This is a genomic window from Streptomyces phaeoluteigriseus (assembly GCF_001896135.2).
In the GTDB taxonomy this organism is placed as follows: domain Bacteria; phylum Actinomycetota; class Actinomycetes; order Streptomycetales; family Streptomycetaceae; genus Streptomyces; species Streptomyces phaeoluteigriseus.
Map to the genome: position 1 here is coordinate 557,837 of NZ_MPOH02000011.1, position 15,116 is coordinate 572,952.

A 15,116-nucleotide genomic window follows, 5' to 3' on the forward strand; every position below is an offset into this window, starting at 1 on the left:
CTTCATCGCGGTGGGCATCGTGCCCGTCGTGATCGGCCTGGCGGGTTGGGTGCTGGGAGGAGTGCGGGTCGGCGGGTCGGCGGGGTCGGGAGTACTGGCCGGCGGCCCGGGTTGGCAGCCTGGATTGACGGTCGGGCCGGCAGCCCGGGTTGACGGTCGGGGCGGCGGGGTCGCGCCGGCAGCCCGGACCAGCGGTCGGGGCGGCGGTGCGGGTCGGCGGTCGGAACGGGAGTGCGGGACGGCGCCCCGGGTCGGCGGTCGGGACGGCGGTCCGGACCAGCGGTGCGGGACGGCAGCCCGGGTCGGCGGTCCGGACCAGCGGCCCGGCCGGCGGTGCGGGACGGCGGTCCGTGCGGGTCAGTGACGGGGCGGTGCCCCCTCGATGGGCCGGCCCAGCACGCCCGGCCGCTTCTGCCAGGGCTTCGGGCCGCCCGGCGGCCGGTAGCCGACGCCCAGGGCGTCGAGGCGCTCGTAGTGGGCCGCCATCCGCCGCTCGAAGCCGGCGAAGTCCCGCCGCTCCGGGGCCGGCAGCCGGCTCCAGGCGACCTCGGCGAAGGCCGCGAGCCGGGGGAAGACCTGGTAGTCCACGCGCGCGGCGTCCTCCATCACCTCGGTCCACGCGTTGGCCTGCGTGCCCAGCACGTGGGCCGCCTCCTCCGGCGTCAACTCGGGCGGCACGGGCTCGAACCGGTAGACGTCCTCCAGAGCGCGCACGTAGCCGATAGGCACGGGCTCGTCGGCGCCGCCGTCCTGCCGGTGGTCCAGGTACACCTGCTGCTCGGGGCACATGACGACGTCGTGTCCCGCGCGCGCGGCGGCGATCCCGCCCGCGTAACCACGCCAGGACGACACGGCGGCGCCCTCGGCGAGGCCGCCCTCCAGGATCTCGTCCCAGCCGATGAGCCGCCGCCCGCGCGCGGCGAGCCAGGTGTCGAAGTGCCCGATGAACCAGGCCTGGAGTCCGTCCTCGTCGGCGAGACCGAGTTCCTCGATGCGGGCCTGCGCCGTGGGTGAGCCGCGCCACTGCTCCTTGGGGCATTCGTCGCCGCCGACGTGGATGAACTCCGACGGGAAGAGCGCGAGGACCTCCTCGAAGACCTCCTCGTAGAAGCGCAGGGTGTTGTCGGTGGGGGCGAGTACGTTCGGGTTGATCCCCCAGGTGTCCCAGACGGAGAGGGCGCGGGTGTCGACTACGTCGGTGTTGCCGAGTTCCGGATACGCGGCGATGGCCGCCTGCGAGTGACCGGGTACGTCGATTTCGGGGACGACGGTGATATGCCGCTCGGCGGCGTAGGCGACGATCTCGCGGATGTCGTCCTGGGTGTAGAAGCCGCCGTGCGGCCTGTCGTCCCACAACGGCGAGGCACGGTGGCCGAATTTCGTGCGGGAGCGCCAGGAGCCGACCTCCGTCAGCCGGGGGTGCCGTTCGATCTCGATGCGCCAGCCCTGGTCGTCGGTCAGATGGAAGTGGAGGACGTTGAGTTTGTGCGCGGCCATCAGGTCCAGGTAGCGCAGGACGCCTTCCTTGGGCATGAAGTGGCGGGCCACGTCCAGGAGTAGACCGCGCCAGCGGAAACGCGGGCCGTCCTCGATGACCTGGTGCGGGATGGAACAGCGCGTTCCGGGCCGCACCGGGGCGCGCCGGAACGCCTCTGGGCCGAGGAGCTGACGCAGGGTCTGCGCCCCCCAGAAGACGCCGGCCGGGTCACCGCCGCGGATCTCGACGCACCGGTCGGCGCCGACGCTCAGCCGGTACGCCTCCGGCTCCAGCGTGCCGTCGACGAGCAGCCGTACGCCGTCCCGGGCGTCCTCGGTGCCGGGCCGCAGCTGCAGGCCGTGAGCGGCGCCGAGCGTGGCCCGCAACCAGCGTTCGGTGGCCTCCGTGCCGGGCGCGGCCCACAGGGTGGTGGAGTCGTCCAGCACCACCCCGCCCCGCGTGGGGCCCTCGACGGCGCGGGGCGCCGGAATGATCTCGTTTCCAGAAGTCACGTCAGTCCTTCACCGCTCCGCCGAGGCCGGAGACGAGTCGTCGCTGTACGAGTACGAAGAACACCAGCACCGGAATCGTCATCACCGTCGAACCGGCCATCACCCCGCCCCAGTCGGGGTCGTCGGGCTTGTAGAACACCAGCAGGGCCATCGGCAGCGTCGACTGCGAGGTGTCGCTGATGATGAAGGACTTGGCGAAGAGGAAGTCGTTCCAGGCGGAGATGAAGGAAAACACGCTCGTGGCGACCAGGCCGGGCAGCACGAGCGGGAAAAGGATCTGCCACATGAATCGCGTCCGGCTCGCCCCGTCGAGGTACGCGGCCTCCTCCAGGGCCTCCGGGACGCCTTTCACGAAACCCCTCAGCATCCAGATCGCGAACGGCAGCGAGAAGGCGATGTGGGGCAGGATCAGGGCGCCCAGGGTGTTCAGCTGACCGGCGTCCCGCATCACGAAGAACAACGGGATGGTGAGCGCTTCCACGGGCACCATCTGGGCCACCAGGAACATGATGAGCAGAGTGGTCCGGAAGCGGAAACGGAATCGGGTGACGGCGGTCGCGGCGAGAAACGCGATGACCGCCGAGACGATCACCACCGTGACCGCGACGGCAAGGCTGTTTAGGAAGTAGCGGCCGAATTCCTGCTGCCCGAAGACGCGCCGGAAGGAATCCAGGGACGGGGACAGGGTCCAGGGCCGGGGCTCGCTCGACTCGATCTCACCGGCCGGTTTGAAGGCGCCGAGCACCATCCAGTACAGCGGGAACGCGACGACGGCCGCGACCAGCAGGGCGCAGGCGTCGGCGGCGGTCCGCCACGGACGCCGCACGACTCCTCCCGTGAGAGGCCGTGGAAGATTCATATGTCCTCCCCCTGCCGGCGCAGCAGCCGCAGGTACCCGAGCGTGACAGTGAGCAGGATCAGCAGCATCACGACGCCGATCGCCGCGCCGAGCCCGTACTGCGAGGACGCGAACGCCTCCTGGTAGGCGTAGACGTTCAGGACGAGGTTCTGGCCCGCGATGCCGCCGCCGTTGGTCATGACGTAGATCTGCGTGAAGACCTTGAAGTCCCAGATCACCGACTGGATGGTGACGACCACCAGGATCGGCCGGAGCATCGGCGCGAGGACCGAGCGCCAGATGCGCCACTGCGAGGCGCCGTCCAGGGCGGCGGCCTCCAGCACCTCGGACGGTACGGCGCGGATGCCCGCGTACACCGTCACCATCACGAACGGGAAGGAGCACCAGACCACTTCGAGCAGCACCAGGAAGAAGGCGCTGTAGCGGCCGTACGTCCAGGAGTGGTCCCCGAGCCCGAGGACGCGGTTGACCGGGCCGAAGTCGGGGTCGAACAGGAACAGCCACACGGTCGAGCCGGTGACCGCGGGGGTGGCCCAGGCGCCCAGCGCGGCGAGCATCAGCGCGAGCCGCGGTACGGCACGCACCCGGGTGAGGAGCACGGCGAGGGCGCAGCCGACGGCGAGCGTGGACAGCACGCAGGCCGCCGCGAAGACGACCGTGGCGAGCAGCACCTGCCAGAACCGGTCGTCGGCGAAGACGTCGGCGTAGTTGCCGAATCCGCGGAAGACGGTCGGTTCGCCGCCGCTGACCTGGGCCTGCGTATAGCGGAAGAGGGAGATCAGGCCGAGCTGGTAGATCGGGTAGCCGAGCAGGGCGGCGAGGACGGCGAGGGCGGGGGCGAGGTAGAGCCAGGGTGTCCAGGCACCGCGGGGCCGCCTCCGGGGGGCCTGGGCCGTGGAGAGCGCGGGGCGCTTCTCCACGGTCACCGTGTCGTGCGCGACCATCGGCTCAGCCCACGCTGCCGAACGCCGCGTCCATCTTCCTGGCGGCTTCTCCCGAGGCCGCCGCCACGTCCTTCCGGCCGCTGACGATCTCCTGGAACATCGTCGGCAGGACCAGTTGGGAGTCGATCTGCGACCAGGCGGGCGAGGCCGGCACGAACCTGGTGCCCGCCGCCAGGGTGTCGACGAACGGCTTCACGTACGGCTTGCGCGTCGCCGCCGCTTCACGGACGTCCGTGAAGGTCGGGAGGAAACCCATCGCGTCGAACAGCCGCGCCTGGGTCCGCTTGGAGGCGAGCGCCTCCATCAGCCGCACGGCGAGGGTGCGGTGGGAGGTGCTCTTGAGGACGCCGATGTTGTTGCCGCCCGCGAAGGCCGGCGCGACGGAGCCGGCCGTGACGCCGGGCAGCGGGACGACGGCGTACTTGCCCTTCACCTCGCCGGCCTCGACGGCGGTGTGGCTGAAGTCGCCGCCGATCGCCATGGCCGCCTTGCCCGCGGCGAAGGCGGTGATCGTGTCGTTGCCGCCCATGCCCGCGCACTTGGCGGCGGGGCAGTTGTCGTCACCGAACAGCGAGGTGTACGCCGTGATGCCCTTCCGGGCGGCGGCGCTGTCGACGGCGGAGGCGTACGAGCCGCCCTTGCCGGTGGCGAGTTCGCCGCCGTGCGCCCAGACGAAGGGCAGCGCGCCGTAGGTGTAGGCGCCGCCGACGACGAGGCCGTACAGCCCGGGCTTCGCGGCGCGGACCTTGCGGGCGGTGGAGGCGAGTTCGGCCATGGTCTTGGGGACGGTGAGGCCGAGTTCCCCGAAGACGTCCGTGCGGTAGTAGAGGGCGCGGACGCCGACGTAGAGGGGGGCGCCGTAGATCCTGCCGTCGACGGTGACGGACCCGCGGGCGGTGGGGTCGGTGTTCTTGGTCTCGGCCCAGGACCCGAACTCCTCGGTGACGTCGAGGAGTCCGCCGTCCTTCACGTAGCCGGCGGTGTCGGTGTTGCCGTACTCCATGACGTCGGGCGCGGACTTCGGGTCGTTGAGGGCGGCCTTGACGCGCTGGGCGCGGGTGTCGACCGGGATGTACTCGACCTGCACGTCCGTGCCGTCGTGGGCCTTCTCGAAGTCGGCGACGACGGAGTCGACGACCTTCTGCTTGGGATCGTTGCCGACCTCCTGGAAGAGCCACACGCGCAGCGTGCCGCTCTTGTCGTCCTCGGCGGAGGAGGAGTTGGCGGAGGTCTGTGGGGCGCAGGCGGCGGTGACCAGGACGGTCAGCAGCGCGGCGATGCGGACGGACGGCTTCATGGAGCGTTCCTCCGAGAGCGTTGCAACATGCGCAATGACGGTTTCGCTGTGCACAACACTCGGGAGGCTAAGGACTGCGTGAACGCCACCACAAGAGGTCTCAACCACTCTGTGACCAGGCGACGCACCCCGTGCAACGCGATCCCGGCCGCAAAACGACACGAGGCCCCCCCAGTGCACCAAAGCGCACCTGGGGGGCCTCCGGGAGAAGAACTCGGACGGCCGCCGGGCTACCGGCTACTTGTCACCCTTGCCCTTGCCGTCGTCGCCACCGGACCCCATGGACTCGTAGATCTCCTTGCACATGGGACACACCGGGTACTTCTTCGGGTCGCGGCCGGGCACCCACACCTTGCCGCAGAGCGCCACGACGGGAGTCCCGTCGAGCGCGCTCGCCATGATCTTGTCCTTCTGGACGTAGTGCGCGAAGCGCTCGTGGTCACCGTCGCCGTGCGACACCTGCGGCGTCGGCTCTACGAGGGTCCCCGTTCCGGTGCCGCGCTCGGGCTCAAGAGTGCTCATACCGCCAAGGGTACTGAAGGTCACACCCGTCAGTTGAGCGAAGGGTCGTCCGGGTACGTCGCCACCATCGCCAGCTCGTTGCGCTGACGGCGCAGAACCTCGCGCCAGAGGGTCTCCGGGAACGGCGAGGACACGTCCCCGGGTTCGGACTCCACCACGTACCAGGCGCCCTCCACCAGCTCGTCCTCCAACTGGCCGGGACCCCAGCCGGCGTATCCGGCGAAGATCCGCAGGGAGCCGAGGGCCGAGGCGAGCAGCTCCGGCGGCGCCTCCAGATCGACGAGGCCGATCGCGCCGTGCACCCGCCGCCAGCCGAGCGGCGTGCCGTCGACGGCGGTGCCGCCGGGGATCACGGCGACGCCCAGCGCCGAGTCGAGGGAGACCGGGCCGCCCTGGAAGACGACACCCGGCTCACCGGTGAGGTCCGCCCAGTCCTCCAGGATGTCCACGACGCCCACCGGCGTCGGGCGGTTGAGGACGACACCGAGCGAGCCCTCCTCGTCGTGGTCGAGGAGGAGCACCACCGCACGGTCGAAGTTCGGGTCCGCCAGGGCGGGGGTTGCCACGAGCAGCCGCCCTGTGAGCGAGGACACCTCGGTCATGCCAGACATGATCCCCCATCTTCCCCGCGAGTGGGGAGGCAACCGGGGTACGGGAGTGAGGCCAGGCCGGGCGCACGGAGGCGGCCCGGGCGCACGGGGACTCCGGCCGGCCCGCCGTTACGCCATGTGCCCGGCGTGAGACCGTTCGTGTTGTGACACAGCCATGACGTCCCCGAGTCGTCCTCGGGCTTACGGGACGGGGGCCCACGGCGATTACTCTGTCCTCTCCGGACCCTGCCCCACTCCACGGAACGCGAGATACATGACCGTCAACGGCTCAGACGACGTCCTGCTTGTCCACGGCGGAACCCCGCTTCAGGGCGAGATCCGTGTCCGCGGTGCGAAGAACCTCGTACCGAAGGCCATGGTCGCCGCCCTGCTGGGCAGCGAGCCGAGCCGACTGCGCAACGTTCCGGACATCCGTGACGTGCGGGTCGTACGCGGACTGCTGCAACTGCACGGGGTGACGGTCCGTCCGGGCGAGGAGCCGGGTGAGCTGGTGCTCGACCCGACCTACGTCGAGAGCGCCAACGTCGCCGACATCGACGCGCACGCGGGTTCGAGCCGGATCCCGATCCTGTTCTGCGGCCCGCTGCTGCACCGCCTCGGCCACGCCTTCATCCCCGGCCTGGGCGGCTGCGACATCGGCGGCCGGCCCATCGACTTCCACTTCGACGTGCTGCGGCAGTTCGGCGCGAAGATCGAGAAGCGGGCGGACGGCCAGTACCTGGAGGCCCCGCAGCGGCTGCGCGGCACGAAGATCGTGCTGCCGTACCCGTCCGTCGGCGCGACCGAGCAGGTGCTGCTGACGGCCGTCCTCGCCGAGGGCGTCACGGAACTCGCGAACGCGGCCGTGGAGCCGGAGATCGAGGACCTGATCTGCGTCCTGCAGAAAATGGGCGCCATCATCGCGATGGACACCGACCGCACGATCCGCATCACCGGTGTGGACAAGCTCGGCGGCTACAACCACGCCGCCCTGTCGGACCGCCTGGAGGCCGCCTCCTGGGCGTCCGCGGCGCTGGCGACCGAGGGCGACATCTACGTCCGCGGCGCCCAGCAGCGCTCGATGATGACGTTCCTGAACACCTACCGCAAGGTGGGCGGCGCCTTCCAGATCGACGACGAGGGCATCCGCTTCTGGCACCCCGGCGGCCAGTTGAAGTCGATCGCCCTGGAGACGGACGTCCACCCGGGCTTCCAGACGGACTGGCAGCAGCCGCTGGTCGTCGCCCTCACCCAGGCCACGGGCCTGTCCATCGTCCACGAGACGGTCTACGAGTCGCGGCTGGGCTTCACCTCGGCGCTCAACCAGATGGGCGCGCACATCCAGCTGTACCGCGAGTGCCTGGGCGGTTCCAACTGCCGCTTCGGCCAGCGCAACTTCCTGCACTCGGCGGTCGTGTCCGGCCCCACCAAGCTCCAGGGCGCCGACCTGGTCATCCCCGACCTGCGCGGCGGCTTCTCGTACCTGATCGCCGCCCTCGCGGCCCAGGGCACGTCCCGGGTCCACGGCATCGACCTGATCAACCGCGGCTACGAGAACTTCATGGACAAGCTGATGGAGCTGGGCGCGAAGGTGGAGCTGCCGGGCAAGGCACTCGGATAGCCCACACCCCACCTACGGCCGATCGCGCGTACGCCAATGGGGCGGCCACCCGGAGTCCGGGTGGCCGCCCCATTGGCGTTACGGAGCCTCGTACGCGTCCCGCGGCGTACCGGTGAGGCCTACTTGCCCTTGGCCGCTTCCTTGAGCTTGCTGCCCGCGGAGACCTTCACGCTGTAGCCGGCCGGGATCTGGATCGGGTCGCCGGTCTGCGGGTTCCGCGCGGTGCGAGCGGCACGGTGGGTGCGCTCGAAGGTCAGGAAGCCGGGGATGGTGACCTTCTCGTCGCCCTTGGAGACGATGTCGCCGACGACCTCGGCGAACGCGGCCAGCACGGCGTCGGCGTCCTTGCGAGTCACCTCGGCGCGGTCGGCCAGCGCGGCCACCAGCTCACTGCGGTTCATGTTCTTACTCCCGTGTTCTTCTTGCCATTGAGGCGTGCCACGCGGCGGAGCCGCATGTTGGGCACAGCGAAGCCGATGCTGCCAGGGTCTTCGGACAGTCCCCGGACCCGGGTCCCTTGTCGGACCCTCGCGCCCAGACACGCATCCTGCCCCCACCTGCGGCGGGAAAGCCAATCCGGCACCCGCAGGAGTCGTGAGAACACCCTTGGGAGTCACACGAGAAGCGCCACTGACTGGCGGCCTACCATAGATGGCCGTCTGGTGTAAGGGGTTCCACGACGCGCCGGTTTCATGACACGTCGTGGCGATCGTCACAACCCCCGCACACGAAGGAATGTCAGGCGTTGACCCCGGCGGCCTTGGCGGCCTCCCGGACGGCTCCGGCCACCGCGCCGGCGACCTTGTCGTTGAAGACGCTCGGGATGATGTAGTTCGCGTTCAGCTCGTCGTCGGTCACCACCTCGGCGAGGGCCTTCGCGGCGGCGAGCATCATCTCCGTGTTGACGGTGCGGGACTGGGCGTCCAGCAGGCCGCGGAACACACCCGGGAAGACCAGCACGTTGTTGATCTGGTTGGGGAAGTCGGAGCGGCCGGTGGCCACGACCGCGGCCGTCTGGCGGGCGACCGCCGGGTCCACCTCGGGGTCCGGGTTCGCGAGCGCGAACACGATCGCGTCGTCGGCCATGGCGGCCACGTCGTCGCCGTCCAGGACGTTCGGGGCGGAGACGCCGATGAAGACGTCGGCGCCGCGCACGGCCTCCTTGAGCGTGCCGGTGAGGCCCTCGGGGTTGGTGTTGTCGGCGATCCAGCGCAGCGCCGAGCCGGGGGCCGCGTCGACGAGGTCCTCGCGGCCCGCGTGCACCACGCCGTGGATGTCGGCGACGACGGCGTTCTTCACGCCGGCCGCGATCAGCAACTTGAGGATGGCCGTGCCGGCCGCGCCCGCGCCCGACATGACGACGCGGATGTTCTCGATGGCCTTGCCCGCGACACGCAGGGCGTTCGTCAGGGCGGCGAGGACGACGATCGCCGTGCCGTGCTGGTCGTCGTGGAAGACGGGGATGTCGAGGGCCTCACGCAGCCGGGCCTCGATCTCGAAGCAGCGGGGGGCGGAGATGTCCTCGAGGTTGATGCCGGCGAAGCCGGGGGCGATCGCCTTGACGATCTCGACGATCGCGTCGGTGTCCTGGGTGTCCAGGCAGATCGGCCAGGCGTCGATGCCGGCGAACCGCTTGAAGAGGGCGGCCTTGCCCTCCATGACCGGCAGGGCGGCCATCGGGCCGATGTTGCCGAGGCCCAGCACGGCCGAGCCGTCCGTCACGACCGCAACGGAGTTGCGCTTGATGGTGAGCCGTCGGGCGTCCTCGGGGTTCTCGGCGATCGCCATGCAGACCCGCGCCACGCCCGGCGTGTAGATCATCGAGAGGTCGTCGCGGTTGCGGATCGGATGCTTGGACTGCATCTCGATCTTGCCGCCGAGGTGCATCAGGAACGTACGGTCCGAGACCTTGCCCAGGGTGACGCCCTCGATGCCGCGGAGCTGCTCGACGATCTCGTCGGCGTGCGCGGTGGAGGTGGCCGCGATCGTGACGTCGATGCGCAGCTTCTCGTGGCCGGAGGCCGTGACGTCGAGGCCGGTGACCGAGCCTCCGTGGGACTCGACGGCCCCGGTGAGCTGGGAGACCGCGGTTCCGCTCGCGGGCACCTCCAGCCGGACCGTCATCGAGTAGGAGACGCTGGGCGCCGTTGCCATGGCCGACTTCCTCTGCTTTCACCTGTGACGCTGGATGCGGTCCGATCGTCGCACCTACTGCCGGGTAGGCGTTAGCCACCCCTGGGTTGCGAACGTTGAGTTCACAACGAAAGAGGCCCACGTCACATGGACGTGAGCCTCTTTCGTCTGTCTATGACACCGGCCCGCCATGCTCGCCTCGCGGCAAGTGGTCGCTCGTAGCGACGAAGGTTGGGCCCGGGGGCTTGGATCGAGCCGGTGTCACACCCAGGCTAACAAACGGATCCCGGAAGACCATTCCCGTGCGGGGACCTTCTCGGGAATCAGCCCCCGGCCGGTTCCCGATCAGCCCCTCCTCAGCCCGTCCTCAACCCCACCTCAGTCCCTCAGGAGATCGGGCACCCCGTTCCCGTCGGGCTCGTCGCGGTCCGCCGAGACGACCGTCAGCTGCTGGGTCGCCCTGGTCAGGGCCACGTACAGCACCCGCAGGCCGGCCGGGGACTCGTCGGCGATCTCGGCCGGGGAGACGACCACCGTCGCGTCGTACTCCAGGCCCTTGGCCTCCAGGCTGCCGAGAGCCACCACGCGGTCGCCGAGCCCGGCGAGCCAGCGTCGGGCCTCCTCGCGGCGGTTCATGGCCACGACGACGCCGACGGTGCCGTCGACCCGGTCCAGGAGGCGCCGGGCCTCCGCGCGGACGGTCTCGGCGAGGGTGTCCGTCACACCCGTGAAGCGCGGGACGACTCCCGTCGACCGGACCGCGGACGGGGACTCGGCGCCGGGCATCGCCAGCGCGAGCACCTTCGCGGCCAGCTCGGCGATCTCCGCGGGGTTGCGGTAGTTCACGGTGAGCCGGAAGCGGCGGCGCGGGCGGCTGCCAAGGGCCTCGTCGCGGGCCTGGGCGGCCTCCTCGGGGTCGGACCAGGAGGACTGGGCCGGGTCGCCGACGACCGTCCAGGTGGCGTGCCGGCCGCGGCGGCCGACCATGCGCCACTGCATCGGCGTGAGGTCCTGGGCCTCGTCGACGATGACGTGCGCGTACTCGGTGCGCTCCTGGGCGAGGCGCTCGGCCCGCTCGCGCTGCGTCTCCTCGCGCACCGGCATCAGCTCCTCCAGGCCGGTGAGCTGGTCCAGCGGGTCGAATTCGCGTCTTCTGCGGGGGCGGGCCGGGGCGCCGAGGATCGCCTGCAGCTCGTCGAGCATCGCGATGTCGTGCACCGAGTGGCCCTCGCGCTTCAGCGAGCGGGCGACCTTGCGGACCTCGCCGGGGTTGAGGATCCGGCGGGCCCAGCGGCCGAGCCTGCGTTCGTCGGACATGGCGGCGAGGACCGACTTCGGGGTCAGCTCGGGCCACCAGGCGTCGAGGAACGCGATGAAGGAGTCCTCGCCCGTCACGTCCTCGTCGAAGGAGGAGCGCAGCTCGGCGGCCAGTTCGGGGTCGCTGTGCCGGCCGGACGCGCCGGAGCGCTCCCACAGGGCGTCCAGGAGGAGCTTGCGGGCGCGGGGGCGCAGCAGGTTGACCGGCGCGGTGCCGCTGAGGGCGCTCTCCCGGATCCGGCCGAGGTCCCCGGCCTCCAGCTCCAGCCGCCGCCCGAAGGCGACGACGCGCAGCCGGTCGGGCGTACCGGCGGGGGCGGGCGGCACGCCGTCGTCGTCCTCCCCGAACGCGAGCTGTCCGGTCGGCGCACCGGGCAGCCCCGCGTCGAGCGCCCCGCGCGCCGCCTTCCGCAGCACCTTCAGCATGCGGTACGACCCCTTCGCGCGGGCCACCGCCGGGGAGTCGTACAGGTTCGCCTCCAGGCCGTCGACGAGGGAGCCGATGGCGCGGATCGCGACCTGGCCCTCCTCGCCGAGGGAGGGCAGGACGCCCTCGGTGTACGCCACGAGCAGCGGGGTCGGGGAGACGATCAGGATGCCGCCCGCGTACCGGCGCCGGTCCTGGTAGAGGAGGTACGCCGCCCGGTGCAGGGCGACGGCGGTCTTGCCGGTGCCGGGGCCGCCCTCGACGTAGGTGACGGAGGCGGCCGGGGCACGGATGACCATGTCCTGTTCGGCCTGGATGGAGGCGACGATGTCGCGCATGGTGTGGCTGCGGGCCTGACCGAGGGCGGCCATCAGGGCGCCGTCGCCGATGACGGGCAGCTCCCGGCCGTCGAGGCGGGCCGTGAGCTGCGGGCGCATCAGGTCGTCCTCGACGCCGAGGACGCGGCGCCCCTTGGACCGGATGACCCGGCGGCGGACGACCCGGCCGGGATCCACCGGCGTCGACCGGTAGAACGGCGCGGCGGCCGGGGCCCGCCAGTCGATGACCAGCGGGGCGTACTCCTCGTCGAGGACCCCGATGCGCCCGATGTGGAGCGTCTCGGCGATGTCGGCGGTGTTGTCGGCACGGATGGCGCCCTCGGCGGGCTCCACGGCGGTGTAGGCGCCGTCGGGCCCCTTCCTGCCGTCCTTGCCGGGGAGCAGGTCGATCCGGCCGAAGAGGAAGTCCTCGAACTCGTTGTTGAGGCGGTTGAGGTGGACCCCCGCCCGGAACACCTGTGCGTCCCGCTCGGCCAGGGCGCCGGGCGTGCCGACCTGGCCGCGGCGGGCCGCGTCGTGCATGAGGAACTCGGCCTCGTGGATCTTCTCCTCGAGGCGCCGGTACACCCGGTCCAGGTGTTCTTGTTCGACGCTGATCTCACGGTCACGAACTGAGTGGTCCTGAACCGAGTCGACCGCGGATTCCTGCTGAGCCTGAGCGGCCACCGGGCCCCCTTCTGACGTGCTGGGCAGCCGTCAACCGTACGCGAAGGGGGCCGCTGGAGGCTACGGCGCGTCGACCTCGACGAGCTTCTTTCCGTCGAAGGTCATGACCTCGAAGTGGTCGATCTCGTTCGGGGTGAACGCGGCGCCGCCCTGGACGTAGAGCGGGTTCTTGGCCTGTTCGGTCTTGGCGTCGGGCAGGCCGTAGCCCCATTCCGGGACGGACCAGGACGAGATGGTCTCACGTTCGCCGTTCTTGCCGACGGCGATGAGCGAGCACTTGTTGGGACCCGCCACGTTCTTCAGTTCGACCACGGCCTCGGTGCCCCAGGCCTTCTCGCCCATGGCGACGGTCGCGGTGACGTTGGTGCCCGGGTCGGTGCCCGTGACCTTGTCGGAGAGCGTCTCGAAGGCCGACTTCGCGGGGCTCACGCCCGCCTCGATGCCGGTTCCGCCGCTGTCGTCGCCGCCGGCCGCCACGGCCACGAGCGGTCCGCCGATGACCAGCGCGACGCCGGCCGCGATCATGTAGAGGCTGCGCCGGCGCTTCTGGGCGCGGCGGTCCGAGACCTCGACGACGAGCTTCTCGACCAGCCGCGGGCCCGGCTTCGCGGACAGGGACTCGCCGATCGCGGGGGTGCCGGCACCCGGCAGGTCCGCGAGCGCGGCCAGCATCGGCTCCATCCCGGCGAGTTCGTCGAGCTGCTGGGCGCACCACTCGCACCCGGCGAGGTGTGCCTCGAAAGCGGTTGCCTCGGCGTCGTCGAGGATCCCCAGGGCGTAGGCGCCCACGGTCTCGTGTTCGCTCGGGCTCGGAGATCCCTGCATAGATCCCTGCATAGGGCCAGACATACCCGAACCACCCGTTCCGAATCCCCCGTAAACACTCATCACGCCGTCACCCCCCGCTCCTCCAGCGCCAGCTTCATCGACCGCAGGGCGTAGAACACCCGGGAGCGGACGGTGCCGCTGGGTATGCCCAGGGTTTCGGCCGCCTCGTTGACGGTACGCCCCTTGAAATACGTCTCCACGAGCACCTCCCGGTGGGCCGGGGTCAGGTCGTCGAGAGCGTCTGACAGCGTCATCAGCCACAGCGCCTTGTCGATCTCGTCCTCCGCGGGGATGACCTCCAGCGGCGACGGGTCGACCTCCTGCGGCCGGGCCTGCCGGCTGCGGTGGCCGTCGATGACGATGCGGCGTGCGACCGTCACCAGCCAGGGGCGTACCGATCCGGTCGCCCGGTTGAGCTGACCGGCGTTCTTCCAGGCTCGGATGAGTGTCTCCTGCACGACGTCCTCGGCACGCTGCCGGTCGCCGGCGACCAGTCGCAGGACATACGCAAGAAGGGGTCCGGCATGCTCCCGATACAGAGCACGCATCAGCTCCTCATCAGGTTCCGAGGGCTGGGACATGCGATGTCGGGCCCTCGATCCACGTTCATTGGCCACGGCCGCATCCTTGCGCACGCCCACCTCCGGTGTCCGGGGGTTCCCCCGAGTCGGTCGCTCCCCCACCGGTACGGATGTGGTCCTGCGAGTGTTCAAACCCGAGTGACAGATTTCTGCGGGTTGACGTGACAAGGGGAACAACGAGGCACATTCCCACCCCTCTTTCTTTACATTTCCCCCACACGCGGGGAGTCGGGGCGGGCTGCCCGGCAACGGGTGAAGGTAAACAACGTGTAATCGAAATCACTTCGACAGTGCGGTCACGAACGCCCCATAGCGGACAGCCCACTTGGCCGGTCCCGGGGAGTCAGGTCCGGGCGAGTGCCGCGCGGCGGCGGTGCCGGGCGACCCGTTCCCGGTTCCCGCAGACCTCGCTGGAACACCAGCGCCTGCGCCGCCCACGGGACGTGTCGACGTACACGATCGGACAGTTGTCCCCCGCGCACTGCCGCAGCGCCGCCCGCGCGACGGGGTCGGTGAGCAACTCCACCGCGTCCCGCGCGACCACCGCGAGCAGCGCCGCGCACTCCGGCTCCGCGTCCAGTTCCCGCACGAGCGCCCCGTCCCGCATGCGTACGGCACGGGGGACCGGGGGCGCGGTACGGGCCACGGAGTTGACGTGGGCGAGGGCGGGATCGTACGCGGACCGCGTCCCGCCGGTGAGCCACCCGGACACCAACTGGCGGACGCTGCCGCGCAGTTCCCGGAAGGCGAGCGGCCAGGAGGGGCCGGCGTGGGCCAGCGGGGTGCCGGGCGGCACGAGCCCTGACCGGGCGATCCAGGCGCACAACGGCGGTAGGGAGTCGAGGCGTTCGAGGGGGTGGGCGGTGGCGAGAAGGTCCAGGCAGATCCGCCCGGCGTCGAAGCGGAGGTCATAGGGGAGCGTGCCCGTACCCAGTGCCATGTGCCTGTCACCGCCGAGGAAAGGCTGCGAGGGGAAGCGTCGCCTTTCACAGTGGCGGGTGGAA

The 15,116-nt window shown here is 70.7% G+C and carries 13 protein-coding genes; 1 reads left to right on the forward strand and 12 read right to left on the reverse strand.

Annotated elements, in window-relative coordinates; genetic code table 11:
* Positions 1-357: 357 nt before the first annotated feature.
* The 6 genes from BM536_RS13655 to BM536_RS13680 all read right to left on the reverse strand — a co-directional run bounded on the left by BM536_RS13655 (position 358) and on the right by BM536_RS13680 (position 6,213).
* Positions 358-1,989, reverse strand: coding sequence for a beta-N-acetylhexosaminidase (locus BM536_RS13655; protein WP_073492194.1), 1,632 nt, complete (start codon positions 1,987-1,989; stop codon positions 358-360).
* Between the two features lies 1 nt (position 1,990).
* On the reverse strand, positions 1,991-2,848 hold the full coding sequence (locus BM536_RS13660) for a carbohydrate ABC transporter permease (protein WP_073492196.1): 858 nt from the start codon (positions 2,846-2,848) through the stop codon (positions 1,991-1,993).
* The gene (locus tag BM536_RS13665; protein ID WP_073492198.1) at positions 2,845-3,792 is read right to left on the reverse strand and encodes a carbohydrate ABC transporter permease; all 948 of its coding nucleotides are present in this window, start codon (positions 3,790-3,792) and stop codon (positions 2,845-2,847) included. Before BM536_RS13665 ends, BM536_RS13660 begins: the two co-directional genes overlap by 4 nt.
* A 4-nt stretch (positions 3,793-3,796) precedes the next feature.
* The gene (locus BM536_RS13670) at positions 3,797-5,089 is read right to left on the reverse strand and encodes an extracellular solute-binding protein (RefSeq protein WP_073492200.1); all 1,293 of its coding nucleotides are present in this window, start codon (positions 5,087-5,089) and stop codon (positions 3,797-3,799) included.
* A 237-nt stretch (positions 5,090-5,326) separates the two neighbouring features.
* Positions 5,327-5,611, reverse strand: coding sequence for a DUF3039 domain-containing protein (locus BM536_RS13675; RefSeq protein WP_073492201.1), 285 nt, complete (start codon positions 5,609-5,611; stop codon positions 5,327-5,329).
* A gap of 29 nt (positions 5,612-5,640) precedes the next feature.
* Complete coding sequence (locus BM536_RS13680; protein WP_073492202.1) at positions 5,641-6,213, reverse strand: YqgE/AlgH family protein; 573 nt, start codon at positions 6,211-6,213, stop codon at positions 5,641-5,643.
* Positions 6,214-6,475: 262 nt separating this feature from the next.
* Here BM536_RS13680 and murA point away from each other — a divergent pair, with 262 nt between their 5' ends.
* Positions 6,476-7,822 (forward strand): UDP-N-acetylglucosamine 1-carboxyvinyltransferase, encoded by a 1,347-nt coding sequence (gene murA, locus BM536_RS13685; protein WP_073492205.1) that lies wholly within the window; start codon positions 6,476-6,478, stop codon positions 7,820-7,822.
* A gap of 119 nt (positions 7,823-7,941) precedes the next feature.
* Here the strand turns inward: murA and BM536_RS13690 are convergent, their stop codons facing one another.
* The 6 genes from BM536_RS13690 to BM536_RS13715 form a co-directional block, all read right to left on the reverse strand.
* Positions 7,942-8,223 carry an HU family DNA-binding protein gene (locus tag BM536_RS13690; RefSeq protein WP_004000874.1) on the reverse strand — a complete coding sequence of 94 codons (282 nt, stop codon included), beginning with the start codon at positions 8,221-8,223 and terminating at the stop codon, positions 7,942-7,944.
* A gap of 337 nt (positions 8,224-8,560) precedes the next feature.
* Positions 8,561-9,976: an NAD-dependent malic enzyme gene (locus BM536_RS13695; RefSeq protein ID WP_094102975.1), complete on the reverse strand. Its 1,416-nt coding sequence runs from the start codon at positions 9,974-9,976 to the stop codon at positions 8,561-8,563.
* Between the two features lie 357 nt (positions 9,977-10,333).
* Positions 10,334-12,703, reverse strand: a complete 2,370-nt coding sequence (locus tag BM536_RS13700; RefSeq protein WP_073492207.1) for a HelD family protein — start codon at positions 12,701-12,703, stop codon at positions 10,334-10,336.
* A gap of 60 nt (positions 12,704-12,763) precedes the next feature.
* Positions 12,764-13,591, reverse strand: a complete 828-nt coding sequence (locus tag BM536_RS13705) for an anti-sigma factor family protein (protein WP_073492209.1) — start codon at positions 13,589-13,591, stop codon at positions 12,764-12,766.
* A complete protein-coding gene (locus BM536_RS13710; protein ID WP_010039908.1) occupies positions 13,591-14,112 on the reverse strand; it encodes a sigma-70 family RNA polymerase sigma factor in 522 nt (173 codons plus the stop codon). Before BM536_RS13710 ends, BM536_RS13705 begins: the two co-directional genes overlap by 1 nt.
* Positions 14,113-14,455: 343 nt before the next feature.
* Positions 14,456-15,052 carry a CGNR zinc finger domain-containing protein gene (locus BM536_RS13715; RefSeq protein ID WP_073492211.1) on the reverse strand — a complete coding sequence of 199 codons (597 nt, stop codon included), beginning with the start codon at positions 15,050-15,052 and terminating at the stop codon, positions 14,456-14,458.
* Positions 15,053-15,116 lie beyond the last annotated feature (64 nt).